The organism is Pseudomonas sp. Root562, assembly GCF_001427125.1.
Taxonomy (GTDB): domain Bacteria; phylum Pseudomonadota; class Gammaproteobacteria; order Pseudomonadales; family Pseudomonadaceae; genus Aquipseudomonas.
This window is the reverse complement of the sequence record NZ_LMGK01000026.1, coordinates 203,303-226,660: the sequence shown is the minus strand read 5'-3', so window position 1 is coordinate 226,660 and position 23,358 is coordinate 203,303. Positions and strand designations below refer to the sequence as shown.

Annotated in this window: 24 protein-coding genes; 18 read left to right on the top strand and 6 right to left on the bottom strand. The window is 60.0% G+C overall.

Annotated elements, in window-relative coordinates:
• The 14 genes from antB (at nucleotide 1) to ASD60_RS27775 (ending at nucleotide 12,606) form a co-directional block, all read left to right on the top strand.
• Entirely contained in the window at nucleotides 1–492 is a 492-nt protein-coding gene (gene antB / locus ASD60_RS27840; protein WP_056857091.1) for an anthranilate 1,2-dioxygenase small subunit, read from the top strand.
• Between the two features lie 19 nt (nucleotides 493–511).
• Nucleotides 512–1,534: an anthranilate 1,2-dioxygenase electron transfer component AntC gene (antC, locus tag ASD60_RS27835; RefSeq protein ID WP_056857090.1), complete on the top strand. Its 1,023-nt coding sequence runs from the start codon at nucleotides 512–514 to the stop codon at nucleotides 1,532–1,534.
• A gap of 103 nt (nucleotides 1,535–1,637) precedes the next feature.
• Complete coding sequence (locus ASD60_RS27830) at nucleotides 1,638–2,798, top strand: ABC transporter substrate-binding protein (protein ID WP_056857089.1); 1,161 nt, start codon at nucleotides 1,638–1,640, stop codon at nucleotides 2,796–2,798.
• Nucleotides 2,799–2,864: 66 nt separating this feature from the next.
• On the top strand, nucleotides 2,865–3,776 hold the full coding sequence (locus ASD60_RS27825; protein WP_046038155.1) for a branched-chain amino acid ABC transporter permease: 912 nt from the start codon (nucleotides 2,865–2,867) through the stop codon (nucleotides 3,774–3,776).
• Nucleotides 3,777–3,786: 10 nt separating this feature from the next.
• Nucleotides 3,787–4,803 carry a branched-chain amino acid ABC transporter permease gene (locus tag ASD60_RS27820; RefSeq protein WP_056857088.1) on the top strand — a complete coding sequence of 339 codons (1,017 nt, stop codon included), beginning with the start codon at nucleotides 3,787–3,789 and terminating at the stop codon, nucleotides 4,801–4,803.
• Nucleotides 4,800–5,549 carry an ABC transporter ATP-binding protein gene (locus ASD60_RS27815; RefSeq protein WP_056857087.1) on the top strand — a complete coding sequence of 250 codons (750 nt, stop codon included), beginning with the start codon at nucleotides 4,800–4,802 and terminating at the stop codon, nucleotides 5,547–5,549. Before ASD60_RS27820 ends, ASD60_RS27815 begins: the two co-directional genes overlap by 4 nt.
• Nucleotides 5,542–6,228 (top strand): ABC transporter ATP-binding protein, encoded by a 687-nt coding sequence (locus tag ASD60_RS27810; RefSeq protein ID WP_056857086.1) that lies wholly within the window; start codon nucleotides 5,542–5,544, stop codon nucleotides 6,226–6,228. The genes ASD60_RS27815 and ASD60_RS27810 overlap by 8 nt, the downstream gene beginning before the upstream one ends.
• A 6-nt stretch (nucleotides 6,229–6,234) precedes the next feature.
• The gene (locus tag ASD60_RS27805) at nucleotides 6,235–7,029 is read left to right on the top strand and encodes an alpha/beta hydrolase (RefSeq protein WP_056857085.1); all 795 of its coding nucleotides are present in this window, start codon (nucleotides 6,235–6,237) and stop codon (nucleotides 7,027–7,029) included.
• A 121-nt stretch (nucleotides 7,030–7,150) separates the two neighbouring features.
• Complete coding sequence (locus ASD60_RS27800) at nucleotides 7,151–8,095, top strand: PDR/VanB family oxidoreductase (RefSeq protein ID WP_056857084.1); 945 nt, start codon at nucleotides 7,151–7,153, stop codon at nucleotides 8,093–8,095.
• Between the two features lie 17 nt (nucleotides 8,096–8,112).
• On the top strand, nucleotides 8,113–9,444 hold the full coding sequence (locus tag ASD60_RS27795; protein WP_056857083.1) for an aromatic ring-hydroxylating dioxygenase subunit alpha: 1,332 nt from the start codon (nucleotides 8,113–8,115) through the stop codon (nucleotides 9,442–9,444).
• Nucleotides 9,434–9,967 (top strand): aromatic-ring-hydroxylating dioxygenase subunit beta, encoded by a 534-nt coding sequence (locus ASD60_RS27790; protein WP_056857082.1) that lies wholly within the window; start codon nucleotides 9,434–9,436, stop codon nucleotides 9,965–9,967. Before ASD60_RS27795 ends, ASD60_RS27790 begins: the two co-directional genes overlap by 11 nt.
• Complete coding sequence (locus tag ASD60_RS27785; RefSeq protein WP_056857081.1) at nucleotides 9,967–10,560, top strand: cysteine hydrolase family protein; 594 nt, start codon at nucleotides 9,967–9,969, stop codon at nucleotides 10,558–10,560. Before ASD60_RS27790 ends, ASD60_RS27785 begins: the two co-directional genes overlap by 1 nt.
• Entirely contained in the window at nucleotides 10,557–11,345 is a 789-nt protein-coding gene (locus ASD60_RS27780) for an SDR family oxidoreductase (protein WP_056857080.1), read from the top strand. The genes ASD60_RS27785 and ASD60_RS27780 overlap by 4 nt, the downstream gene beginning before the upstream one ends.
• A 28-nt stretch (nucleotides 11,346–11,373) precedes the next feature.
• The gene (locus ASD60_RS27775) at nucleotides 11,374–12,606 is read left to right on the top strand and encodes a dienelactone hydrolase family protein (RefSeq protein ID WP_056857079.1); all 1,233 of its coding nucleotides are present in this window, start codon (nucleotides 11,374–11,376) and stop codon (nucleotides 12,604–12,606) included.
• Between the two features lie 64 nt (nucleotides 12,607–12,670).
• On the opposite strand, the gene ASD60_RS27770 is transcribed toward ASD60_RS27775, so the two are convergent.
• Nucleotides 12,671–14,188, bottom strand: a complete 1,518-nt coding sequence (locus tag ASD60_RS27770; RefSeq protein ID WP_056857078.1) for a nucleobase:cation symporter-2 family protein — start codon at nucleotides 14,186–14,188, stop codon at nucleotides 12,671–12,673.
• A gap of 256 nt (nucleotides 14,189–14,444) precedes the next feature.
• Here ASD60_RS27770 and ASD60_RS27765 point away from each other — a divergent pair, with 256 nt between their 5' ends.
• Nucleotides 14,445–14,726 carry a BrnT family toxin gene (locus ASD60_RS27765; protein ID WP_056857077.1) on the top strand — a complete coding sequence of 94 codons (282 nt, stop codon included), beginning with the start codon at nucleotides 14,445–14,447 and terminating at the stop codon, nucleotides 14,724–14,726.
• Between the two features lie 3 nt (nucleotides 14,727–14,729).
• The gene (locus tag ASD60_RS27760; protein ID WP_056857076.1) at nucleotides 14,730–15,056 is read left to right on the top strand and encodes a BrnA antitoxin family protein; all 327 of its coding nucleotides are present in this window, start codon (nucleotides 14,730–14,732) and stop codon (nucleotides 15,054–15,056) included.
• A gap of 70 nt (nucleotides 15,057–15,126) precedes the next feature.
• Here ASD60_RS27760 and ASD60_RS27755 read toward each other — a convergent pair whose 3' ends face one another.
• Entirely contained in the window at nucleotides 15,127–15,954 is an 828-nt protein-coding gene (locus tag ASD60_RS27755) for an arylamine N-acetyltransferase family protein (protein ID WP_056857075.1), read from the bottom strand.
• Between the two features lie 112 nt (nucleotides 15,955–16,066).
• Nucleotides 16,067–16,861, bottom strand: a complete 795-nt coding sequence (locus ASD60_RS27750; RefSeq protein ID WP_056857074.1) for an exodeoxyribonuclease III — start codon at nucleotides 16,859–16,861, stop codon at nucleotides 16,067–16,069.
• A 204-nt stretch (nucleotides 16,862–17,065) separates the two neighbouring features.
• Here ASD60_RS27750 and ASD60_RS28675 point away from each other — a divergent pair, with 204 nt between their 5' ends.
• On the top strand, nucleotides 17,066–17,374 hold the full coding sequence (locus ASD60_RS28675; protein WP_082557690.1) for a hypothetical protein: 309 nt from the start codon (nucleotides 17,066–17,068) through the stop codon (nucleotides 17,372–17,374).
• A gap of 57 nt (nucleotides 17,375–17,431) precedes the next feature.
• Here ASD60_RS28675 and ASD60_RS27745 read toward each other — a convergent pair whose 3' ends face one another.
• From ASD60_RS27745 to ASD60_RS27735, 3 genes are all read right to left on the bottom strand, one after another.
• Nucleotides 17,432–18,838, bottom strand: a complete 1,407-nt coding sequence (locus ASD60_RS27745) for a DUF1254 domain-containing protein (RefSeq protein WP_056857073.1) — start codon at nucleotides 18,836–18,838, stop codon at nucleotides 17,432–17,434.
• A 143-nt stretch (nucleotides 18,839–18,981) separates the two neighbouring features.
• Entirely contained in the window at nucleotides 18,982–20,580 is a 1,599-nt protein-coding gene (locus tag ASD60_RS27740) for a sensor domain-containing diguanylate cyclase (protein WP_442966033.1), read from the bottom strand.
• A gap of 176 nt (nucleotides 20,581–20,756) precedes the next feature.
• On the bottom strand, nucleotides 20,757–22,505 hold the full coding sequence (locus ASD60_RS27735) for a L,D-transpeptidase family protein (protein WP_056857072.1): 1,749 nt from the start codon (nucleotides 22,503–22,505) through the stop codon (nucleotides 20,757–20,759).
• 82 nt (nucleotides 22,506–22,587) lie between these two features.
• Here ASD60_RS27735 and ASD60_RS27730 point away from each other — a divergent pair, with 82 nt between their 5' ends.
• Complete coding sequence (locus tag ASD60_RS27730) at nucleotides 22,588–23,292, top strand: murein L,D-transpeptidase catalytic domain family protein (RefSeq protein ID WP_056857071.1); 705 nt, start codon at nucleotides 22,588–22,590, stop codon at nucleotides 23,290–23,292.
• Nucleotides 23,293–23,358 lie beyond the last annotated feature (66 nt).

Here is a 23,358-nt window from a genome sequence, read left to right as displayed (position 1 = left end):
ATGAATTCGCAACTGCAATACCGCGTCGAGCAATTTCTTTACCGTAAAGCCGAAGCCTGCGATGCCCAGGACTGGGACACCTACCTGGCCATGTTCAGCGACGACAGCGAATTCCATCTGCCGCAATGGGATTCGGAACATGTCTACACCACCGACCCGAAAAAAGGCATGTCGCTGATCTATTACCCCAACCGGGGCGGCCTGGAAGACCGGGTGTTCCGTATTCGCACCGGCAAGGCGGCGTCGACCATCCCGATGCCGCGCACCCTGCACCTGATCAGCAATGTGCGCATCGCGTCGCTGCAGGACGATGAGCTGGAAGTGCGCGTCAACTGGAACACCCTCTACTACCGCATGCAGACCGCCGAACAGTTCTTCGGCCACGCCACGTATCGTCTGCGCCCCGACGGCGAGAGCTGGAAAATCGCCCGCAAACATGTGGTTCTGCTCAACGACACGATCAACTCCGTGCTCGATTTCTACCATCTCTGAACCCTGCGGATTAACGCTCATGACGTACAAGGTCGCCTTCAGTTTCGCCGACGGCAAAACACTCTTCTGCAACGTGCAGAACAATGAAATCCTGCTCGACGCGGCCCTGCGCAGTGGAATCAAGATTCCGTTGGACTGCCGCGAAGGGGTTTGCGCGACCTGCCAGGGCCGCTGTGAATCCGGGCAGTACACCCAGGATTATGTGGACGATGAAGCCTTGTCCGCCAGCGACCTGGCAGAGCGCAAAATGCTGACCTGCCAGACGCGCGTGCAGTCGGACGCGGCTTTCTATTTCGATTTCGATTCCAGCCTCTGCGGCAGCAACGGCCCGAGCAACCTGCATGGCACTGTGAGCGAGGTGCGGCAAGTCTCCCCGACCACCGCCATCGTGCATGTGGAAGTCGGCGCAGCGGGCGCGGCGCTGGACTATCTGCCGGGACAGTACGCTCGCCTGAAAGTACCGGGTACCGAACATCGGCGCTCGTATTCCTTTGCCTGCGCGCCGGGCAGCAGCAACTTGCAGTTCCTCATCCGACTGCTGCCCAGCGGCGTGATGACCGACTACGTGCGCGATCGCTGCCAGGTCGGCGACGTGATTCACATGGAGGCGCCGCTGGGTGCCTTCTACTTGCGCCATGTCGACCGGCCACTGGTGATGGTAGCCGGCGGCACCGGGTTGTCGGCATTCCTCGGGATGCTCGATCAGATCGCCGCGCAGCAAGGCTGCGGCCACCCGGTGCACCTGTACTACGGCGTGCGCGAGGCCGCGGACCTGTGCGAGGTTTCGCGCATCGAAGCCTATACCGCACGAATCCCGGGATTCCGTTTTACGCCGGTGGTCAGCAACCCCGCCCCCGACTGGCCGGGCAAGACCGGTTACATCGCCGAACACCTCGAATTGGCCGAACTGCGTGACCAGCCATTTGACCTGTACCTGTGCGGCCCGCCGCCGATGGTCGAGTCGATCAAGGACTGGCGCCAGCACCACGGCCTGGACCACAGCCGTCTTTACCTGGAGAAGTTCACCGAGAGCAACAGCTGACGCAGCACCCATAACAACAATCAATCGGCCCGACCGAACACCGAATCACTGCCCTCATCGACATCTACCGTGCGTTGGCACGACCTACTTCATAGGCCGCCTCATGAAAAACCTGGTATTGCGTGCATGTCTGGCAACCTCCCTCTGCGCAGCGACGGCTGCCCAGGCCGTGGAGCCTGTCCGAATCGGCTTCATCACCACCCTCTCCACCCCCGCCGGCTACCTGGGCGAAGACTCGCGAGACGGCTTCCAGCTGGCGATCGATCAGGAAGGCGGCAAGCTCGGCGGCGTGCCGGTGCAACTCATCGTGGAAGATGACGGCCTGCAACCGGCCAAGGCCAAGCAGATCGCCGACCGCATGAGCCTGGACGGCATTTCGCTGTATACCGGGGTGATTTTTTCCAACGTGCTGGCGGCCGTGATCAACACCGCCACCAAGGACGCCTTCTACGTCAGCAACAACACTGCGCCCTCGACCCTGGCCGGTGAAAAATGCATGGCCAATTACTTCGTCGGCTCCTACCAGAACGACACCCCGCACGAAATGGCCGGTGTCGCTGCCAACGAGCTGGGCTACAAGAAGATGGTGATTCTGGCGCCCAACTATCAGGGCGGTCGGGACGCTTTGGCCGGCTTCAAGCGCACCTTCAAGGGCGAAGTGACCGAGATCTACACCAAGCTCAACCAGCTGGATTTTTCGGTGGAACTGGCGCGCGTGCGTGCACTGACACCGGATGCGATCTTCCAGTTTCATCCGGGTGGTGGCGGCATCAACTTCGCCAAGCAATACGGCGGCTCGGGCCTGTCGGCGCAAATCCCGATGGTGGTGCCAGTGTTCTCCATGGATGAACGCATGCTCGCCGCCGTTGGCGATGTGGCCAAGGGCACCAACGTCGTCACCCTCTGGAACCCGCAATCGGACAACCCGGCCAACCAGGCCTTCGTCAAGGCCTTCACCGAGAAATACAAGCGCGCCCCGACGGTGTATGCCGCCCAGACCTACGACACGGCACGGCTGATCGGCGCCGCCCTGAAAACTTCCCAGGGCAATCTGAAAGACCAGCCGGCTTTCCGCGCGGCGATGAAGAACGTCCAGTTCGATTCCATTCGCGGTGACTTCAGCTTCGCCCAGAACCAGCACCCGGTGATCGACTGGTACCTGCTGCAAGTGCAGGCCGGTGCCGACGGCAAGCTGGTGGAAGTGCCGATCAGGACCCTGGCGACCCGCCACGTCGACAGCTACGCCGCTCAATGCTCGATCTGACCGGCACCTGAGCCCTGTCCTCGCCCTGCAGCACAGCTGCGGGGCGTTTTCGTGAGGAACGCAGTCATGTTATTGCTCGAACAGATTCTCAACGGCCTGCAATACAGCGCCTTGCTGTTTTTGCTGGCCTCAGGCCTGACCCTGATTTTCGGCATCATGGGCGTGATCAATCTGGCCCACGGTGCTTTCTATATGGTCGGCGCGTTCTGTGCTGCCTACACCGCCATGGCCACCGGCTCGTTCTGGCTGGGTGGCCTGGCCGCGCTGATCGGCTCGGCCTGTTACGGTGCGCTGATCGAAACTTCGATCATGCGCCGCCTCTACAATCGCGATCACCTGGATCAGGTACTGGCGACATTGGCCGTGGTGTTTTTCAGCAACGAACTGCTGACCCTGATCTTCGGCCGCAGCCCACCGGCGATGCCCACACCCGAGTGGTATTCAAGTTTTGTCGAAGTGCTGCCGGGGCTGATGTACCCGGTCAGCCGGCTGCTGTTCATCGCCGCAGGGCTGGTAGTGGCTGTCGGCATGTGGCTGCTGATCAACCACACGCGCCTGGGCATGCTGATTCGCGCCGGTGCCGACGACCACGAAATGGTCGGCGCGCTGGGCGTCAACATCGCCCGGCTGTACACCCTGGTGTTCGTATTCGGCTGCGTACTGTGCGGCCTGGCCGGTTTCATGGCCGCACCGCTTCTGTCGGTGGAAATCGGCATGGGTGAAAAGATCCTGATCACCACCTTCGTGGTCATCGTCGTCGGCGGTGTCGGCTCGGTGCGCGGTGCGTTGGTGGGGGCGTTACTGATCGGCATGGTCGACAGCCTCGGCCGTGCCTACATTCCGCCGCTGCTGGACCAGCTGTTACCCAGCGAAACCAGCGGCACCCTGAGCGCCGGGCTGATTTCCGCCAGCGCCTACATCGTCATGGCCCTGGTGCTGCTGGTGCGCCCACGCGGCCTGCTGCCGGCCCGCGCCTGAGGAGAACGCTATGTCACCACGCCTCATCATCGACCTCGCGTGCCTGGCGACATTCGCCTGCATGCCGCTGCTGGCTCACTGGTTGCACGAACCTTACCTGGTCAGCTTCTTCACCCGCCTTGCCATCTACGGCATGGCGGCCATCAGCCTGGACCTGCTGATCGGCTACGGCGCCATGGTCAGCTTCGGCCATGCCGCGTTCTTCGGCCTGGGCGGTTACATTGTTGGCATCGTTGCTTTTCATACTTCGCAAGGCATGCCGTTGTGGGGCTGGGAAGGCAGCAACAGTGCGCTGGTGGTGTGGCCCCTGGCCTTACTGGTCTGCGCGCTGCTCTCGCTGCTGGTGGGTTATCTGTCGCTGCGCACCAGTGGCGTGCAGTTCATCATGATCACACTGGCGTTCGGCCAGATGCTCTACTTCGTGCTCGGTTCGCTGTCGTTGTACGGCGGCGACGACGGCATTCTGCTTAACGAGCGCAATACCTTCGGCGCGCTGGATCTGGGTGACGCCAACCACTTCTACTACCTGTGCGTGGCCTTGCTGGCCGGCTGGTTGCTGCTGTGCCGGCGACTGGTCAATTCACGTTTCGGTTTTGTGTTGCGCGGGCTCAAGCAAAGCGAGCGGCGCAGCGTCAGCCTGGGCCTCAAACCCTTGCGCTATCGCCTGACGGCGTTTGTGATCGCCGGCACCGGCGGTGGCCTGGCGGGGATTTTGTGGGCTAACTACGCGTTATTCGTGAGCCCCGACATGGGCGCCTGGCACAAGTCCGGCGAGCTGATGGCAATGGTGATCCTCGGTGGCGTCGGCACCCTGCTCGGCCCACTGCTGGGCGCGGCCACTTACCTGGGACTTGAACAGGTGCTGAGCCAGTGGACCGAGCACTGGATGCTGATCTTCGGGCCTCTGCTTTTGCTGGTGGTGCTGTTCGGCAAGAAAGGCGTCTACGGATTGCTGCTGAGTCTGTTGCAGCGCAAACCGAAGAGAGTTGCCATCAAACCGAACGCCGCTGTGGAGGCACGCCCATGAGCGCACAACTATCGATTCATGATCTGCACAAGGCCTTCGGCGCGGTGAAGGCCACTAACGGCGCCAGCCTTGAACTGGCCAAGGGCGAGTTGCACGCCATCATTGGCCCCAACGGCGCCGGTAAATCCACGCTGATCGCGCAGATCGCCGGGGAGATTTTTCCCGACCAGGGCCAGATTCACCTCAATGGCCAGGACATTACCCGCGTGCCGGCCTGGCAGCGGCCGCGCCTGGGATTGGCGCGGGCCTTCCAGGTCAGCCAGCTGTATACCGAGTTCACCCTGCTGGAAAACGTCGCCCTGGCCATCGCTGCCCGCGACGGCAAGGCGTTCGGCATGTGGCGTCCGCTGAGCCGCGACACCCGCCTGCTGGAACCGGCGCAGGGCTACTTGCAACAGGTGGGCCTGGGTCTTCGCGCGCAAGACCCGGTCCACGAACTGTCCCACGGCGAACGGCGGCAACTGGAGATCGCACTCGCACTGGCCCAGGAAGCTTCGGTGCTATTGCTTGATGAACCGATGGCCGGGATGGGGGCCGACGAATCTGCGCGCATGACTGAGCTGCTGCACAGCCTCAAGGGCCGGTACGCGATCCTGCTGGTCGAACACGACATGGACGCGGTATTCGCCCTCGCCGACCGCATCACGGTGCTGGTGTATGGCCAGACGGTGCTGACCGGCAGCGTCGAGCAAGTGCGCAATGACCCGCAAGTACGGGCCGCTTACCTGGGAGAAGAACATGCTTGAGGTTCAAGGTTTGAAAGCGGGCTACGGCTTGAGCCAGGTGTTGTTCGACATGCACCTGAGCATCGAGCAGGGCCAGGTGGTGTCGCTGATCGGCCGCAACGGCATGGGCAAGACCACCACGGTCAAGTCGATCATGGGATTGCTCAAGCCCAGTGCCGGCAGCATCCGCATCAACGGCACGGAAATGCGTGGAGCTGCGCCCTATCGCATCGCCAAGGCCGGCCTGGGCCTGGTGCCGGAGGGTCGCCGCGCGTTCGGAACCTTGAGCGTGCGGGAAAATCTGCTGGCCACCGCTACGCGGGGCAAGTGGGATCTGGCGCGGGTCTATGAACTGTTCCCGCGCTTGCTGGAGCGCCAGGACCAACTGTCACGCACCCTGTCGGGCGGCGAGCAGCAGATGCTGGTAGTCGGCCGCGCGTTGTTGACCAACCCCAACCTGCTGATTCTCGACGAAGCCACTGAAGGCCTGGCACCGATCATTCGCGAGCAGATCTGGAGTTGCCTGGCCACCCTCAAGGCCGAGGGCGAGACGATTCTGGTGATCGACAAGAACCTCAAGGAAATGGCGCGGGTGGTCGACCGTCATCACATCATCGAGAAGGGACGACAGGTCTGGGACGGCACACCGCTGGAACTGGCGGCGCAACCCGAACTGTCACAACGCTACCTGGGAGTGTGAGCGGACATGGACCTCGATCAGGCTTACAACAACGTCGCCGCCGTGGGTAATTTTCCACAGATCATGCAGGGCTTTCGTCAACGCAGTGCCCAGACCTACAAGCGCCATGCCTGGCAGCGTGACCTGGCGTATGGCGATGCCATACGCGAGCGATTCGACTGGTACGCCCAGGCGAATGCCGGGGCGCCGACACTGCTGTTCATTCACGGCGGTTACTGGCAGGCCTCGGACAAGGAAGACTACGCCTTTATCGCAGAAGGCCTGATCGAGGCCGGCTGCAATGTCGGGTTGCTGGAGTACACCCTGGCGCCCGAGGCAAGCATGGGCACCATCGTCGGCCAGATCGGCAAGGCTCTGGACTACCTGTTGGCGCATCGCGAATTTTTCAACATCGGCCAGCAGGTGGTGCTGTGCGGGCACTCGGCGGGTGGCCACCTGACTGCGTTGCATCGCCGGCATCCGCTGGTGACCCTGGCCATGCCGATCAGCGGCCTGATGGAGCTGGAACCCATCAGCCGTTGCTGGCTGAACGACAAGCTGCAACTGAGCGACGAAGACATCCAGCGCTATAGCCCGCAAAGGCTGATCGGCGATGGCGCACCGCTGCTGCTGACCGTGGGCGCAGATGAGTTGCCGGAGTTGATACGCCATTCCCGCGAGTACGCCAGTGCCTGTCGCGAGGCCGGGCAGGCCGTGAGCCTGGTCGAGCTTGCAGGGTGTCATCACTTTGCAGTGCTGGACGATCTGGCGAAGGCTGAGGGTGAACACTTGCGGGTTTTACTTGAGTTCCTGAACCGGTAGGAGCGGGCCTCGCTCCTGCAACAATCACTCTCGCCAGAAGTGGATACCGGTTTGCCGTTTGCGGCTTTTTTGACCCTCTGAGGCTTCATACAGTGGCTACGAATTCAGACAGGAATTGCGTATGTCCAGCCTCTCGCTCAGGGTCCAACAGATCGAGCCTCTGACCCCAAGAATCCGCCGCGTGCTGCTGGTGTCCAGCAACGCCCAGCCTTTGCCCGGCTTCACCGCCGGGGCGCACCTTGAGTTGCATGTCCCTGGCAGTCGCGCTCAACGCCGAGCCTATTCGCTGGTCAACCTGCCCGATGGTGCACACTACGAAATCGCCGTTCAGCTCGAAGAGTCGAGCACAGGTGGATCGCGTTGGGTGCACTCGCTCAAGGTCGGCGATGAACTGCTGGCCGAGGCGCCACGCAACCACTTCCCATTGTGTGAAGCCACCGAGCATGCCCTGCTGATCGCCGGGGGCATCGGTATCACGCCGATGCTCAGCATGGCCCGGTCACTGCAAGCAGCGGGCAAGTCCTTCACCCTGCATTACGCCGGTCGCGACGAAACGCAGATGGCCTATCTGCCAGAAGCTCGCGCCTGCCTCGACCACCATTGCTGGATCAGCGGCGGCGACCCGCAAAAGCGCTTGCCTGCCGCCGCGATCCTTGCCGCGCCAAGACCCGGCCTGCACCTCTATATCTGCGGCCCCACTGCGCTGCTCAACAGCGTGCTGGCCTGCGCTCGCGAACAGGGCTGGGCAGAAGATCACCTGCACTACGAACTGTTCAGCGGCGCTTTGGAAATGGCCGGCGATCAAGGCTTTGAAGTGCACCTGCGCGAAAGCGGCGTGAACCTGCAGGTGGCCGCCGGGCAAAGCGTGCTGGACGCCATGCTCCAGGCCGGCCTGGATCCGATGTTCGATTGCCGACGAGGTGACTGCGGGGTGTGCGTCGCCCAGGTCATCGACGGTCAGCCCGACCACCGTGACATCTGCCTGTCGGAGCGCGAACGCGCCACCGGCAGTTTCTGCACCTGTGTCTCCCGTGCCAGCAGCGCGCTGCTGGTGCTCGATCTGTGACAAGCCGAGGACATCCCGTGATACCGACCAACGAGCAAATTGCTGCCTTGATTCGCGAGGACAGCGTACACAAGAGCGTCTACACCGATCCGACCCTGTTCAAGCTGGAAATGGAGCGCATCTACGGCAACGCCTGGATCTACGTTGGCCATGAAAGTCAGGTGAAAAACCCCGGCGATTACCACACCACGCGCATCGGCGATCAGGACGTGATCATGGTGCGCGGCGCCAACCAGCAAGTCAGCGTGCTGTACAACCGCTGCCCGCACAAGGGCGCCAAACTGGTCGCCGACGGTGACGGCAGTGTCGGCAAATTCTTCCGCTGCCCGTACCACGCCTGGACCTTCAAACTCGACGGCCAACATTTGTCGGCACCGCTCAAAAGTGGATTCGAAGGCACTTGCTACGACCCCAAGCACCCGGATTTTTCCATGGTCAGCGTTGCCCGCGTCGAGACCTATCGCGGCTTCGTGTTCGCCAGCCAGGCAGCGTTCGGACCGGACTTGAAATCTTTCCTGGGCGGCGTCATCACCTCCATCGACAACCTCTGTGACCGCTCACCGATCGGTGAAGTCGAGGTCGCAGGCGGCATCTTCCGTGTTCAGCAGCGTTCCAACTGGAAGGTGTTCTACGAGAACCTGCACGACACCATGCATGCCCGCGTGACCCACGAATCGTCGGTAGACGCGGCGCGTGGCGAAGCCGAAGCCATCGGTGAAATGCCCTTCGAGTTGCTGATCATGGACGGCAACGGCGAACCCTACGACTTCTGGGAAAAACTCGAACTGCGCGCCTACCACAACGGCCACGGCTACATGGAAGCGATCTTCGACCCGGCCGCCGCCGAGCGCGACGAGGTCTCCCGCGCTCACTTCGAATGCCTGAGCCAAGCCTACGGCGAGCAGCGCGCCAAGGAAATTCTGGGCATGAACCGCCACAACACGGTGATTTACGGCAGCGGATCGCCGCACACGGTGTTCATGCAATTCCGGGTCATCCGCCCCATCGCCGTGGACCAGACCATGGTCGAGATCCAGACCTTCCGCTGCAAGGGTGCTCCGGATGCCGTGTTCGACCGCGCGCTGACCTACGCCAACGTCATCAACTCGCCCTCCTCCAACGTGATGCCCGACGACGTCGAAGTCTATGCCCGCTGTCAGGAAGGCAACATGACCCGCGGTGGCGAGTGGATCAGCATGCACCGCTACGCGGGCACCGATAAGCCGCTGGAAGACGGAGCAGTGTCCACCAACGGCACCAGCGAACTGCCGATGCGCAACCAGTTCGCCGCCTGGAAACAGTTCATGACCGCCACCCTGATCGCCAAGGAGAGCACCCATGCTGCTTGACCGCCGAATCGACGTCGACACCCGCCAGTTGACTCCCGCCCAGGTTCCCGTCGAAACCCTGCGCCAGCTCGAACAGTTTCTTTACCAAGAGGCACGTCTGCTCGATGAGCGGCGTTTCTGGGAGTGGGACAAGCTGTTCACCGACACCGGCATGTACTGGGTGCCGCACAAGCACGAGCAAGCCAACCCGTTCGACCATATCTCGCTGTTCTGGGAAAACCGCATGCTGCGCGAGGTGCGGATCCGCCGCGTGGAAAACGCCCGCAATTGGTCGCAGCAACCGCAGACGCAAACCGCGCACCTGGTCGGCAACGTGATGGTTGAAGGTCTAGATGCCCAGGGCCTGCTGGTGGTCAGCGCCAGCTTCCAGTACAGCGAATGGCGTCTGGAGCAACGCCAGCTCGCCGGTCGCTACACCTATAAATTGGCCGCCCGGGAAAGCGGCGGCTGGCAGATCCAGCTCAAGCGCGTGGACCTCATCAACTGCAACGATGTGTTCGCCAATCTTGAGGTATTCGTGTGATGAACGCGCCGATGCTGATCGCCCTGCATTATCAGAACGACGTATTGCATCCCGAAGGCAAGATTCAGGTCGGGCTGGGCGCCGATGACGGCGTGCGTGCTGAGCTGCTCGACGCTGCCGGCCGACTGCTCGCCGGCGCACGCGCCAAGGGCTGGCCAATCGTTCACGTGCGTGTGGCGTTCCGACCGGACTACGCCGACCTGATCCAGAACGCGCCGATATTGCGCACGGTCGCCACCCTTGGCGCCGTCCGGGAAGGCAGTTGGGGCGCGGAATTCCTCGGCGCTCTGGCCCCCCTCAACAGCCGCCGTGAGTTCGTTGTCACCCATCAGCGGATCAATGCGTTTTATGGCTCGCCGCTTGAAACCGTGGTGCGCCAATTCAATCCCTCGCACCTTTTGATAGCCGGCGTGGCGACCCACTCGGTGGTGGAAAGTACGGTGCGCCATGCGGTGGATTGCGGTTTCGAGGTGACGGTCGCAGCGGATGCCTGCGCCAGCGCAGACAGCGGCGCACACGCGGCATCGCTGGCGAGCATGGCGCTGATCGCCCGAATCCGTCAGGTCAATGAAGCTCTGGAGGACTTGTCATGATGCTCGAAGGCAAAGTGGCGATTGTGACCGGCAGCACCCAGGGTCTGGGCCTGGACATTGCTCGGCAGCTGTCGACCGAGGGTGCACGGGTGATGCTGGTGGGGCGCAACGCCGACAGTGGCCAGGCACTGGCGCAGGAACTCGATTGCGGATTTTCGGCATGTGATGTGGAGCGCGACGAGGACATCGACGCGTGCATCGCGGCCACGCTGGCCCGTTTCGGCCGGCTCGACATACTGGTCAATAACGCTTGCCTGTACGCCGATCAAGGCCTGGCCTCGAACCGCGCACAGTGGCTGAAAACCCTGAACGTCAATCTGGTGTCGGCGGCGATCTTTACCCAGAAGGCCGCCGTGCATCTGCCCAGCGGTGGCGTGGTGATCAACATCGGCAGCACCGGTGGCAAGTTCGGCGCGGCCGGGCGCGCGCTCTACCCCGCCTCCAAAGCCGGCATCCTGCAACTGACAAAAAACCTGGCAATGACCCTGGCTCCGGAACAAATCCGGGTGCTGAGTGTGTCACCTGCCTGGACCTGGTCGCCCAGCGTCGCCGAACTGAGCGACAACGACCCGCAGCTGGCCGATCGGGTCGGGGCACCTTTTCACCCGCTCGGCCGCATCGGTCGCGGCCATGAGATAGCTAGCGTCGTGGCCTTTCTATGCAGCACCGGTGCCGGTTGGATGACCGGTGTCGATGTACCGGTGGACGGCGGCTTTTCGATTCTCGGACCAGACCGTGGCGTGTCGCCGCGCGCGTGGTTCCAACAACACCGTGACAGCCAATAACTCCTGATAACCGAATGAGGTAGATGACATGGGCAAGATGATTGAGATCCGGGCAACGGACAGCTGCGCCACGTTCAGCGGTTACCTGGCCTTGCCGGCCAGCGGCAAAGGCCCCGGCGTGGTAATCGGCCAGGAGATTTTCGGGATCAACGCCAACATGCGCGCAGTGGCCGATTTCTATGCCGAGGAAGGCTATGTGGCGTTGGTGCCAGACCTGTTCTGGCGCCTGCAACCGGACGTTGACCTGGGCTACACCGAAGCGGATTTCGCCGTGGCCATCGACCTGTTCCAGCGCCTGGACGTGGACAAGGCCGTCAATGACATCGACGCCAGTTTCAACACCCTGCGCGCACTGCCTGAAGTCGAAGACACGGGCCTGGGTTATGTCGGCTTCTGCATGGGGGGCAAACTGGCCTGGCTGACTGCAACGCGCACCGACGTGGCCTGTGCCGTCGGCTACTACGGCATGGGTATCGAGCACCTGCTGCACGAATCGGAAAACCTCAAGGGCCGGCTGGTCCTGCATTTTGCCGAAAACGATGGCTATTGCGACGCCAGTGCCCGCGCCCAAATCAGCCAGCACCTGGCAGCCAATGCCAAAGCCGAAGTCTACGTGTACCCAGGCGTCGACCACGCTTTCGCCCGGGCCGGCAGCTCACACTACGACAAGCCGTCCTCGCTGATGGCCCATGAACGCAGCATCGCCGCTCTCAAGCGCGAGATCGGCCCACACTTCAATCTGTCGGCCCTGTGGGACGAACACATCCGCCACGAGTTCGAGACCCGCGACGTACCTGCCACAATGGCGACCATGGTCGCCGAGCCCTACGTCAACCATATTCCCACCATGACCGGCGGCGTCGGCGCCAAGGAACTCAGCCGTTTCTACCAACACCATTTTGTCCACGGCAATCCAGCGGACATGAAGCTCATCCCTATCTCGCGCACCATTGGCGCATTGCAGATCGTCGATGAATTCATCATGTGCTTCACCCACAGCAGCGAAATCGACTGGATGCTGCCCAACGTGGCTCCGACCGGAAAGTACGTCGAGATTCCGATGTTGGGGGTGATCAAGTTTCGAGGGGACAAGCTCTACCACGAGCATATCTACTGGGACCAAGCCAGCGTGCTGGTGCAAATCGGCTTGTTGAACCCTGAAGGGCTGCCGGTGGCCGGAGTGGAAACGGCGAGAAAGCTCTTGGATGAACAACTGCCGTCGAATACGTTGATGGGGCGCTGGACGCAAAGCGGGCAATAGAAACCGACAATGAAAAGGCCGATCTGTCATTCAACAGATCGGCCTTTTTTCATTCACTCAACCGTCAGACATGCTCACTGGCTTTCGCAAGCGTTGCCCGTGGCTCGCCATGCCCGTGGTCCGCCTCGACCACCGGAATCTCCTTGCCATCACAGTCGTGCAGTTTGCCGTCGCTGAAGTAATCACCCTCACGCAGCGCCGCCAGATCCTGATAACGCAGAACCCGCTCAGTACCCGCTGCAAATACCGACTGCTGATCGGAGTTACCGGCAGTAAGGTGGTTGAAGGTCAGGTTGAGTACGATCGCCATGATCGCCGAAGAGCTGATGCCCGAATGGAAGATCGTGGCGAACCAGCTTGGGAAGTGGTCGTAGAAGTTCGGTGCAGCGATCGGGATCATGCCGAAGCCGATGGAAGTGGCGACGATGATCAGGTTGACGTTGTTGCGGTAATCGACTTTGGACAGTGTACGAATGCCGCTGGCTGCCACGGTGCCGAACAGCACAATACCGGCGCCCCCCAGGACAGACGTCGGCACGGCGGCGATGACCCGCCCCATGAACGGCAACAGGCCAAGGATCACCAGGAACAGGCCGCCTGTGGCCACCACGTAGCGACTTTTGATTCCCGTCACCGCCACCAGCCCGACGTTCTGGGCGAAGGCGCTTTGGGTGAAAGAGCCGAAGATAGGCGCGATCATGCTCGACAGCATGTCAGCGCGCAGGCCATTGCCCAGACGCTTGGAGTCGACCTTGGTGTCGATAATTTCACCGACAGCCAGGATATCCGCCGAGGTTTCCACCAAGGTCACCATGACCACGATGCACATCGACAGGATCGCCGCGAAGTGGAAGGTCGGCATGCCGAAATGGAACGGGGTCGGGAAGCCGAACATCGGACCCTCGCTGACGGATGAGAAATCCGCCATGCCCAGGAACACCGCGACCACCGTACCGATAACCATTGCCAGCAGGATCGAGAGACGGGAGATGGTCGCGCTGCCGATCTTGCTCAGCAACAGCACCAGCACCAGCGTCATTGCGGCCAGGCCGATGTTGGCCATACTGCCGAACTCTGGGGAATGGCTGTTACCGCCCATGGCCCAGCGTGCGGCCACCGGCATCAACGTCAGGCCGATGGTGGTGATCACAATGCCCGTGACCAGGGGCGGGAAAAACTTGGTGATTCGTGAGAACACCGGCGTTATCAGCAATCCAATCAGGGACGCCGCTATCACCGCGCCCAGAATCGATTGAAACCCGCCCTCGCCGCCGCTGCTGACAATCGCCACCATGGTCGCGACACCCGAGAACGAAACACCCTGTACCAGCGGCAACTGACAACCGAAAAACGGCAGACCCAGGGTTTGCAGCAACGTGGCCAGCCCCCCCGCGAACAATGAAGCAGCAATCAACAAACCGATGTCCGCCGGCGACAGCCCGGCAGCCTGGCCGATGATCAAAGGCACCGCGACGATGCCACCGTACATGGTCAGAACATGTTGCAGGCCGTAAGCCATATTCGCGCCGATCCCGAGGTTTTCGTCTTCGGGCCGTTGGTGTGAAACATGGGGCGTTTTCATGTTAGGGGGTTCCCTGGTTTTTGTTATGCGCACACTGTATGCAAGACTCAGGACAAATGTCTATAGAGTTGTATACAACTTGCCCGTCAAAATATGAACGAGCAGTCATGCAGACTGTGTGCCACCGCGCTCCTGCCTCTCCTAATTCCTTGAAATACATCCAGCCGAGCCATTCTCCTGCGCCCACTAGTCTTTTGAATGCATGGCGACGATCGGTCGACACCGCCTCCTTCCATATACATATAAAGTATGCATAATGAAGTCATTCGAAATTCAGTACCACAAGGCAAAGAACGCAGCCAACAAGCTCAAGCACCAAGGCATCAGCCTCGCCGAGGCTGAACCGGTTTTCCATGACGAGCGCGCTCTGACATTGCAGGACGACCACCATGACGAACAGCGCTGGATCACCATTGGGCTGGATGGCAAAGGGCGTTTATTGGTCGTTGCATACACCTATCGTGATCCGAATTTCGTTCGAATCATTTCTGCGCGCCTCGCCAGCAAAAACGAGCGGCGCCAGTATCTGGAGGCTTGAACCATGAAAGACGAATACGATTTTAGCGATGCCAAGCGCGGGGCAGTTGCCTCGGGCAAAGGCAAAACCCGCATCACCATCATGCTTGATGACGTGGTCATCAAGGCCGCACGCGCGTTGGCAGAAGATGAGGGCTACGGCTACCAGACCGTAATCAACAACATCCTGCGACGGGCTTTGCTCACCGATTCGAGCAAAACGGCTGAAACGAATACGACTGGACATTTAAAACCGGGCATCACGGCCACGGAATTGAAAAGCCTGGAGAAAAAACTGCTCGAGGCCCTCAACGAAATTCATCGCGTGATGGAGCCCGACGCTCGGCCCTAGACCCTGGCCAATAAACAAAAACGGGCAGATTGATGCAATCTGCCCCTTTCTTGTGCACACGATAATGGCGCTATTGCAGCTTGATAAGCTGTTCGAGTGTGCGCATTAACGTCGCCTGGGTTGGCACCCGAATACCCAACTCGCCTTCCAGCACGCCAAGCAGGTCCTGCAAGTCGGCCATCTGCCGACGCTCGCTTTCGTGGCCGATGCGATGGATCGCAAAGCTGCCGTTATTGAGGGTGCGGCGCCAACCCTCCCCGGTCCGCGCCACCATCAGCTGACGGGCGAAGGGTGATTGCGGATGGGTCGAGACGTACCAATTGCCGACGCAATAATCGATATCTTCCTGACGCTGCAGATCGAAGATGTACATCGCCCGCCACTCGTCGCCGACCTTGGCACGAAGCGTGTAGCCGTCAGCGTGCTGTTCGATGCGATAGGGTTCGTGTGGCGTGGGTTGCTCGGCGGGACTGTCGAGCAGCAGCGGCGCGGTGGGCACCATGCCGCCGAAACCGACATCGGTGATGTAACGCACGCCATCCAGCGTCACCAGGCTCAAGCGATGGGTGCGCGCCGTCCATGCGCCTTCGGGCTGGCCCATGACCACGCGACCACTGATGCCACGCACTTCGAAACCCAGTTCCTGCAGCAAGGTCAGGTACAGATAATTGAGTTCGTAACAGTAACCGCCGCGTCCCTGATGCAAGACTTTTTGCTCGATCGACCCAAGATCGATGAGCACCGGCTCGCCGGACAAGGTCGTCAGGTTTTCAAACGGGAAAGCCCCGGTGTGGCGCAATTGAAGCTGACGCAAGGTCTCCAGGGTCGGCGCCGGGGGGGTATCGAAGCCCAGCCGTTGCAAATACAGCGCACGATTGGTCAGGCGTGGTTCGCTCATCGTTCAGTCCTTATGCACGCAAGCGGCGGATCATTCCGCCAATGGCCGCCAGGTATAAGGGACGAACCACTGCGCACGACAATTGATTTAACCAATCGGCTGGCGGGACAAATCAATGACGCTTGCGCGTACCCAGTTGAATCCAGGTTGGCGCATGGTCACTGGCATGGGGTTCATTTCGGACCCAGGCATCGACGCCAGCCTCCTCCAGGTAAGGACTCAGGGCCGGATTAAGGAGCAGATGATCAATGCGCAAACCGGAATTCGTCTGCCAATGCTGACGAAAATAATCCCAGAAGGTGTAGACCCGTTCCTGCGGGTACAAATGCCGGATGGCGTCGGTCCAGCCCTGATCCAGCAGACGCTGAAAACACGCTCGGCTCTCGGGTTGCAGCAGCGCATCCTTGAGCCACGAGCGCGGATTGTAGATATCCAGATCGGTCGGGACCACGTTGTAGTCGCCGGCCAGCACCACCGGATGCTCACTGCTTTGCAGCGTCTGCGCGTGGCGGATCAGGCGCTCGAACCACGCCAGTTTGTAATCGAACTTCGGCCCCGGCTGTGGATTGCCGTTGGGCAGGTACAGGCAACCCACCAGAATTCCATGCACGGCAGCTTCCAGGTAGCGGCTGTGACTGTCGCTGTCGTCGCCCGGCAACCCCCGGCGGCTTTCCAGCGGTTGCGCATCGCGCGCCAAAATCGCTACCCCATTCCACGAGGCTTGCCCTTGCCAGATCGCACCATAACCAATGGCTTCAAGCTCCGCTGCGGGGAATGCGCTGTCAGCTGATTTGAGTTCCTGTAAACAGGCGATGTCTGGACGTTCGCGTTCGAGCCAGGCAAGCAGGTTTGGCAGCCGTGCGCGCATACCGTTGACGTTGAACGTCGCGATCCGCAGTTTTTTCATGACCAACGCTCCATTTCCTGGCTGTCCTGGCTGTGACCGCAGGAACTTGCCAGTGGTTGCGTCGGCCCGCTGATTTGCAAGGGATTTGTACGCATTCCAGCGCCAACAAGGCACAGGCTGCGCCGCTCGTCACCCTACCGGCACCAACCCTGCCGCCGTCCACACCAACATCAGGAACCGACTCACTTTTGTGGAGACGTAACCATGTTGAACATCAAAATGACTTCGTTGTTACTGGCCGGATTGTTGTCCGCGATGTCCGTGCACACCTTTGCGGAATCTACCGACAGCCCCGATGCAACCAACACCAAATCCGGTGCCACCAGCGGCCCGGTCATGCCACCTGATAACACCCCCTCAGCGCCCTCGGGTGGCAACGCCGGTGACGGCGGCGCTACCGGCTCCTCGAGCGGCAGTGCAGGAAGTGGTAGTGGTAGCGGCTCAGGCGCGGGTGGAGGGACCGGCTCTGCAGGTGGTGGAACCGGTGGTGCCGGCGGCGGGACAGGCAGCTGAACAAACAAACGCAGCCGATGACCGTCCTTCATCGGCTGCTTTTCCATTGCTCGTATTTCACATCTGTTTGACCGGGGGCGGGTTCCATTTGCCGTTCAGCGCTTCGGCCTTTGGCCCGTACAGGCGCATGGTCAGGTTAAATGGGCCTTTGGGGGCCGGTAGCCAATTGGCCTCAAGATCTTTGCCGGGGCTTTCGTTCTGGAAGTAGATATCCAGTGAGCCATCTTCATTGGTTTTGAAAGGCATCCAGCTACTAACAGCAAAGCGATTGAGGCCATTGCCGACCTGGAAGCCTTCAGAATCGTAGAGAGTGATCGACCAGAATGCGTTCACCGGAGGCGCCTCACCCTTGGCGAAATGCATCACGTACTTGTTCACGCCATCGAGGGGCTTACCGTTGGCATCACCGATGTTCAGAGGATAAATCGCATCTTCGGGCAAATTGGCGCCGAGCCCCTGTTGGGCAACTATCGCCCGTTTCAAGTAGTAGTTGCCGTAGACGCCCATGGTGTCAGTGTTCATCGACCAGCCGTTAGCTACTCGTGCCAGGGTTTCCAATTTCCATTTCATCAGCGCCTGTGCCTCTTCGGGCACCGTCTCTAACGCCGCTTTGACGTCCGGGTCCATTGCATCCAGGTTAAACGTTTTACCGGGCTCGAAGCCGATACGTTTCATTTGTGCCAGCATCGGCTGATCAGTGCTGTGGGCGGGATGCATTTTCAGCAATTCACCGGCATAGGCGAAGTAGGTGGCTGCCGACATCGTGTCGACCTGGATCTTCGGCGGGGTCTTCATATCCACAGCCGGATCGATCTTGATGCTGACCGGTTCAGCGCTCTTGCCCAACCGCGACAACGGCGTCACGGTGTAGCCAGCCTGGATCTTGTGCACCTCCGCGTAATCCGCTGCGCCGTCGGTTTTGGTGCGGCCGATGACCCAGACAAAAGGCGTGGTTGCCGGCAAATGGTTTAAACCGGCAGGCACCGTGCCGGTCCAGCCCGGTGGCGTCACCAGAAACTGCGCGGCGTCGGTTCCCGTGGTGCGCCAGCCCGGTGAAGCGAATACATCGGTCCACATGTCGAGCATCGGCAACAAGTAAAAGCGCCCGTCAGTATTCGGCGTGGCGATGACCAACGGCTCTTTGGTCAAGTCGAGCCAGGCGATGGAATACAAGGTGTCGAAATTCGAACGCACCACCCCTTTGAAATTTGCCGGTGGATACTCCGGCACGTTCACAAACATGTTCATCGGGCCCTTACCGAATTCCTTGCCCGGCTCGATGTTGGTGAACTGCTTTCGGGTGATATCCATACTCAACAGCGGATAGAAATAAATGTAGGCATCAACGCCAATAGCGTGAGCTTCTGCAGATGTAATTTTCGATTGCGCGTGACTGACCAGCGGGAAGATAGCGGAGGCTGCAAGGGTCAAGGCAACGGCTGTCAATGCTTGGGTTATCAACATGTTGGCGATCGTCCATGCGAAGGGGGCCCTGACCGTTTCGGCAGGGCTAACGCAACTCTAGACGATCAAATGCACGACATTTGACAGGCAGACAGTCGGCTGGAAGATGTGTTGCATACATGAAACAAGCCAATAAAGCACCTTCACCGATCCGAACGCATCAGCGCCTCCACACCGCCCTCCATCGACAGCACCGCCGAACGATTACGCCCCGAATGTTTGGCCTGATAGAGCGCAGCGTCAGCCCGCTGGATAAACACTTCCATGCTGTCGCGGCCCGTCGGCATGAACGAGTAACAGCCGAGACTGACCGTTACAAAACCGGTAGGCGACCCGGCGTGGCTGATGTTCTTGTCCATGACGCTGCGGCGGATCTGCTCGGCAATGGTCATGGCACCATGGATGTCAGTATCAGGGAGCAGCACGGCGAACTCTTCCCCGCCGTAACGCACCGCAAGATCAGCCTTGCGATGGCAACAACCTTTCACGGCGTGCGCGACTTGAGCGAGGCAATGGTCACCGACCACATGACCATAAGTGTCGTTGTAGCGCTTGAAAAAATCGATGTCGAGCATGATCAGGCTTAGCGCAGTGTGCTGGCGTGCGCCGCGGCCGAACTCGATATCCAGCGCTCGTTCGAACAAGCGGCGGTTGGCCAGACCCGTAAGGCTGTCGTGGGTGGCGATCAATTCCAGGGCTTGCTGAGCCCTGCGCAAATCCGCTTCGACTCGCTCGCCGACCCGAACCTGACGGATAAACATCCAGCCAAACAGTCCGACCCCCAGCATCACCAGCGCGACGATGAAGCTGGAGCGAAACGCTGTGTCGTACCACCCCGCCAGAATCGCTTCCCTGGACGATGCCGCCGAAACCACCAACGGATAAGCGTGTAGCTGTCGATAGCCATGTAACCGCACGATCCCATCCACCAACGAAGGGAACATCGCGTTGCCAGAGGTCGCCCGTGGCAACAGGTTCTGAAAGATTTCGCCCTTGGCCAGCGACGTGCCGATCTGTGCCTCCACGAACGGACGGCGCGCCAGAAGCGTGCCATCGGTCAACGCAATGAACATCGAGCCTTCTTCGTCGATGCTGAAGCTTCTGAAAAACTGGTCGAAGTAAGACATTTTGATCCCTGCCAGCAAAACGCCCTGGAACTCGCCGTTCCTGCCGTTCACCCGCTTGGAAATCGGGATGATCCACTCCCCGTTTTCGCGACTGCGAATGGCCGCGCCGATGTGCGCCACGGACGAGACATTCTGCTGGTGAAACCTGAAGTATTCGCGATCCGCCACACCGGGACCCCGGGGCAGATTCTCGAATGAGCTGACGATCCACTGGCCTTTTTGATCAAACAACAGGATGCCGTGCAACTGATCCAGCGACTGCACCCGTCGGACAAAGGTTTTCTGTAATCGTGACTTGAACGCCGGGCTGGAGCCGTCGAGTTGAATCCAGTCCACCAGGCTGGTCAGGACCAGATCGGCCTTCATGATGGTATCTTCGGCCTGTTGTGCCATGGCACGCGTGAGGTTCGACGATGCCACTTGAGCCTGATTCAGGTCGTGTCGCCGGGACTGCTCCAGTTGCAGATAAAGCAAGGCACACAGGCAAAGACACACCGTGGCGATGAACAGCACCGCAGCCTTGCGCAAGGGCAGGCGCTTCAATGCATCGCCGGGGGCGTGGTGCTGGTCGTCGAGGTGAATGGGCAAAAGCGCGTCCTGAAAAGGGCAAGTCATGAGTCCAGGCCCATATCCCTTGGTTCCGGGCGCCAAGTCTACGGGTTTGCAAAGCAAAAATGGGAACCGCTTGGCCAGAGGTTCCCTTGCGTCGCACGACACATTCGTCTGACAGCGTATGACGCCTGACGCTGCTCCCGCAGGGCTGCATTTATCGTCAGCGAGCTATCCCGCCCTTAGTTGTTTTTCCCCGTCACCACCAAAGAAGTTGTCGCCTTCTGCAAGTCCAGTACGGGCAACTCCGTCGGCATGTTCAACCGGCGCAAGACTGGAGAGTCATAACCATAGACGTCAGGCTTGAACGTCACTCGCCCATCGTTACTCAAGTCCACCGTCCAGTAAGCCAGCAACACCGGCACCTTGACTGGCAGCTTGATGTTTTCGGTCTTGCCGTTGGCCAACTGCTTTTTAATACCTTCGCTGTTCCAGCGCACCGGATCGTTGAACAGCAATTCGACCAGTTGCAACGGATTCTCCACCCGAATACAGCCGGAACTGGTAGCGCGCATGGACTTGGCAAACAACTCGCGGTGCGGCGTGTCATGCAAATAAATGGCGTAATCGTTGGGGAAGCGAATCACCACCTGGCCCAAGGAATTTTCCGGACCAGCATCCTGACGCAAGGTGATGCCGCGTGCGTTGTACCAATCGATGCCCGACGGATCGAGTACATTGCCTTCCCGGTCAAGCGCTCTGATTCGGTTCGCGGCCAGATAGCCAGGATTCTGTTGAATCTTGGGCAGCATATCCTTGACCAGAATCGTTGGTGGCACGGTCCACGTGGGGTTGAACGTCACATAGGTAATTTCCGACTGGAACACCGGCGTGCTGCGAAATGGCTTGCCGACTTGCACCCGGGAGCGCCAGATCGGTTGACCATCGCGATACAGCGCGACCTTGTAACCGGCAATATCAACGACGACAAAAGTACCCTGGAGTTTGTACAGCAACCACCGCGCCCGCTCCATGTTCACCCGGACCTGATCGATCCGCGCTTCCACAGGCACGTTCAACGCCGCCAGAGTGGCCGCCCCCGCTACGCCATCCGCGCCCAGATACTGCTCAATTTGATACTTCTTCACTGCTGCGATGACTTTGTCGTCGTAATCAGTGCGTTTGCCGTTGTGCGGCTCCAGATAGCCACCCGCCGCCAATCGGGAACGCAATTGCATCACCGCCACGCCGTCCATACCAGGTTTGAGAGATTGCCCTTCAGTCACTTTTGGCCAGCCGCCGGAATCCCTGACCTGGCGCAACTGCGCCAAGGCCACCCGCATGCTGCGATAAACCGCCTCTTGCGGTGGCGCTTGAGCAAATGCGCGTGCCACATCGTGATCGTTCAGGGCGGTGAAGAAACTATTCACATCCTCACGGGGATCAACCCCGACCGGGTCGAAGTTCCAGTGAAAATCCAGCCGCGCCGGATCGACCTTGCCACGACGCAACTGGAGCAGCGCGGTGATGTAAGTGCGGGTAGCCGCAAGATCAAAAGCGGCCGACTGGGCCGGTGTCGGTGCGGTAGTCTGGATCGCCAGTTGCGCCTGAGCCAATTCCGCTACATGGAAATCCGTCGGGACCAAGCCATCGATTTCTGTTTCGTTCAGGCTCTTGAGCAATTGGGAGAAGTCACGGCCGTCAGTCCAGGCGGCACGGAAGTTGCGATGGGAATAAAAATCCATCACTACACGGCCGACATCCAATCGCTGATGTTTGCGTGAAGTGAGGAGCGGCGGGAATGAAGATTGCAGTGGTTCCAGCGCTGCCTGGATCGACTGACCGACGACATCGTCGGGCGCGGCGGCCAGCGGACTGGTTGGCGGAGTTACCGGCATGATCGGCGAAGTTTCTGCCAACGCAGTGCCGCTGATCAGAAAGACCATAAAAAGTGCACGGCTTATGACGAATAACCTTGTTAATTGACCCATGGATAATCCTTAATCTCCCGTAATCAAAGGGCTAGCGTCCAACTCGCTGCTAGACTCGAAATATTCCTGATGAGACATTTTTATGACGCTACACCGCTTTGGCTTTCTATACACAGCGCTGCTGTTGACGTCGGCTTACCTTCCAACAGCCTACGCCGATTCGCTTGAAGTCGCGCTGGCCAAAGCTGCTCCAAATGCCAATGCCAAGGTCATTGCCCTGGCGGTCCGTGCCACCCAATGCACTCGCGCTCAAGGCGCAGCTGCGGCACAGAGACTAGCAGTGATCGATTACTCCCTGCCTTCGACCGAACAACGTCTGTGGGTGTTCGATCTGAAAAAGCGCAAATTGCTGTTCCACGAGCTTGTCGCCCATGGCCGCAACAGCGGCGAAAACATGGCCACCCAGTTTTCCAACCAGAACGAAAGCTTCGCCACCAGCCTCGGCCTGTTCCGTACCCAGGAAAGCTATCGCGGCCAGAACGGCTATTCATTGCGCATGGAAGGCCTGGAACCAGGGTTCAACGATAACGCCTATGACCGGGCAATCGTCATTCATGGCGCGCCGTACGTCAGTCCAGTCCTGGCAAGGGCGAACGGCCGGATTGGCAGAAGCCTCGGTTGCCCGGCAGTTCGGCCGGCGATTGCTCATCGGTTGATCGACTCGATGAAAGACGGGCAACTGCTGTTTTCCTACTACCCGGATCAGCGCTGGCTGAAGTCATCTTCTTACATAAACTGCGGCGGCGGCACTGTGGCCTCGTCCGACAAACCTACCAAGCGCCAGTAATCATCACCTACCTGACAAAACTGTAATCTTCGCCTCAGCCAGCTGAAAGGCACCGTCCGTTAGCCT

What these genes read in the sequence shown, in the direction of transcription:
- antB (WP_056857091.1), top strand. Translation starts at nt 1, where the DNA reads ATGAATTCGCAACTGCAATACCGCGTCGAGCAATTTCTTTACCGTAAA.
- antC (WP_056857090.1), top strand. Translation starts at nt 512, where the DNA reads ATGACGTACAAGGTCGCCTTCAGTTTCGCCGACGGCAAAACACTCTTC.
- ASD60_RS27830 (WP_056857089.1), top strand. Translation starts at nt 1,638, where the DNA reads ATGAAAAACCTGGTATTGCGTGCATGTCTGGCAACCTCCCTCTGCGCA.
- ASD60_RS27825 (WP_046038155.1), top strand. Translation starts at nt 2,865, where the DNA reads ATGTTATTGCTCGAACAGATTCTCAACGGCCTGCAATACAGCGCCTTG.
- ASD60_RS27820 (WP_056857088.1), top strand. Translation starts at nt 3,787, where the DNA reads ATGTCACCACGCCTCATCATCGACCTCGCGTGCCTGGCGACATTCGCC.
- ASD60_RS27815 (WP_056857087.1), top strand. Translation starts at nt 4,800, where the DNA reads ATGAGCGCACAACTATCGATTCATGATCTGCACAAGGCCTTCGGCGCG.
- ASD60_RS27810 (WP_056857086.1), top strand. Translation starts at nt 5,542, where the DNA reads ATGCTTGAGGTTCAAGGTTTGAAAGCGGGCTACGGCTTGAGCCAGGTG.
- ASD60_RS27805 (WP_056857085.1), top strand. Translation starts at nt 6,235, where the DNA reads ATGGACCTCGATCAGGCTTACAACAACGTCGCCGCCGTGGGTAATTTT.
- ASD60_RS27800 (WP_056857084.1), top strand. Translation starts at nt 7,151, where the DNA reads ATGTCCAGCCTCTCGCTCAGGGTCCAACAGATCGAGCCTCTGACCCCA.
- ASD60_RS27790 (WP_056857082.1), top strand. Translation starts at nt 9,434, where the DNA reads ATGCTGCTTGACCGCCGAATCGACGTCGACACCCGCCAGTTGACTCCC.
- ASD60_RS27785 (WP_056857081.1), top strand. Translation starts at nt 9,967, where the DNA reads ATGAACGCGCCGATGCTGATCGCCCTGCATTATCAGAACGACGTATTG.
- ASD60_RS27780 (WP_056857080.1), top strand. Translation starts at nt 10,557, where the DNA reads ATGATGCTCGAAGGCAAAGTGGCGATTGTGACCGGCAGCACCCAGGGT.
- ASD60_RS27775 (WP_056857079.1), top strand. Translation starts at nt 11,374, where the DNA reads ATGGGCAAGATGATTGAGATCCGGGCAACGGACAGCTGCGCCACGTTC.
- ASD60_RS27770 (WP_056857078.1), bottom strand. Translation starts at nt 14,188, where the DNA reads ATGAAAACGCCCCATGTTTCACACCAACGGCCCGAAGACGAAAACCTC.
- ASD60_RS27765 (WP_056857077.1), top strand. Translation starts at nt 14,445, where the DNA reads ATGAAGTCATTCGAAATTCAGTACCACAAGGCAAAGAACGCAGCCAAC.
- ASD60_RS27760 (WP_056857076.1), top strand. Translation starts at nt 14,730, where the DNA reads ATGAAAGACGAATACGATTTTAGCGATGCCAAGCGCGGGGCAGTTGCC.
- ASD60_RS27755 (WP_056857075.1), bottom strand. Translation starts at nt 15,954, where the DNA reads ATGAGCGAACCACGCCTGACCAATCGTGCGCTGTATTTGCAACGGCTG.
- ASD60_RS27750 (WP_056857074.1), bottom strand. Translation starts at nt 16,861, where the DNA reads ATGAAAAAACTGCGGATCGCGACGTTCAACGTCAACGGTATGCGCGCA.
- ASD60_RS28675 (WP_082557690.1), top strand. Translation starts at nt 17,066, where the DNA reads ATGTTGAACATCAAAATGACTTCGTTGTTACTGGCCGGATTGTTGTCC.
- ASD60_RS27745 (WP_056857073.1), bottom strand. Translation starts at nt 18,838, where the DNA reads ATGTTGATAACCCAAGCATTGACAGCCGTTGCCTTGACCCTTGCAGCC.
- ASD60_RS27740 (WP_442966033.1), bottom strand. Translation starts at nt 20,580, where the DNA reads ATGACTTGCCCTTTTCAGGACGCGCTTTTGCCCATTCACCTCGACGAC.
- ASD60_RS27735 (WP_056857072.1), bottom strand. Translation starts at nt 22,505, where the DNA reads ATGGGTCAATTAACAAGGTTATTCGTCATAAGCCGTGCACTTTTTATG.
- ASD60_RS27730 (WP_056857071.1), top strand. Translation starts at nt 22,588, where the DNA reads ATGACGCTACACCGCTTTGGCTTTCTATACACAGCGCTGCTGTTGACG.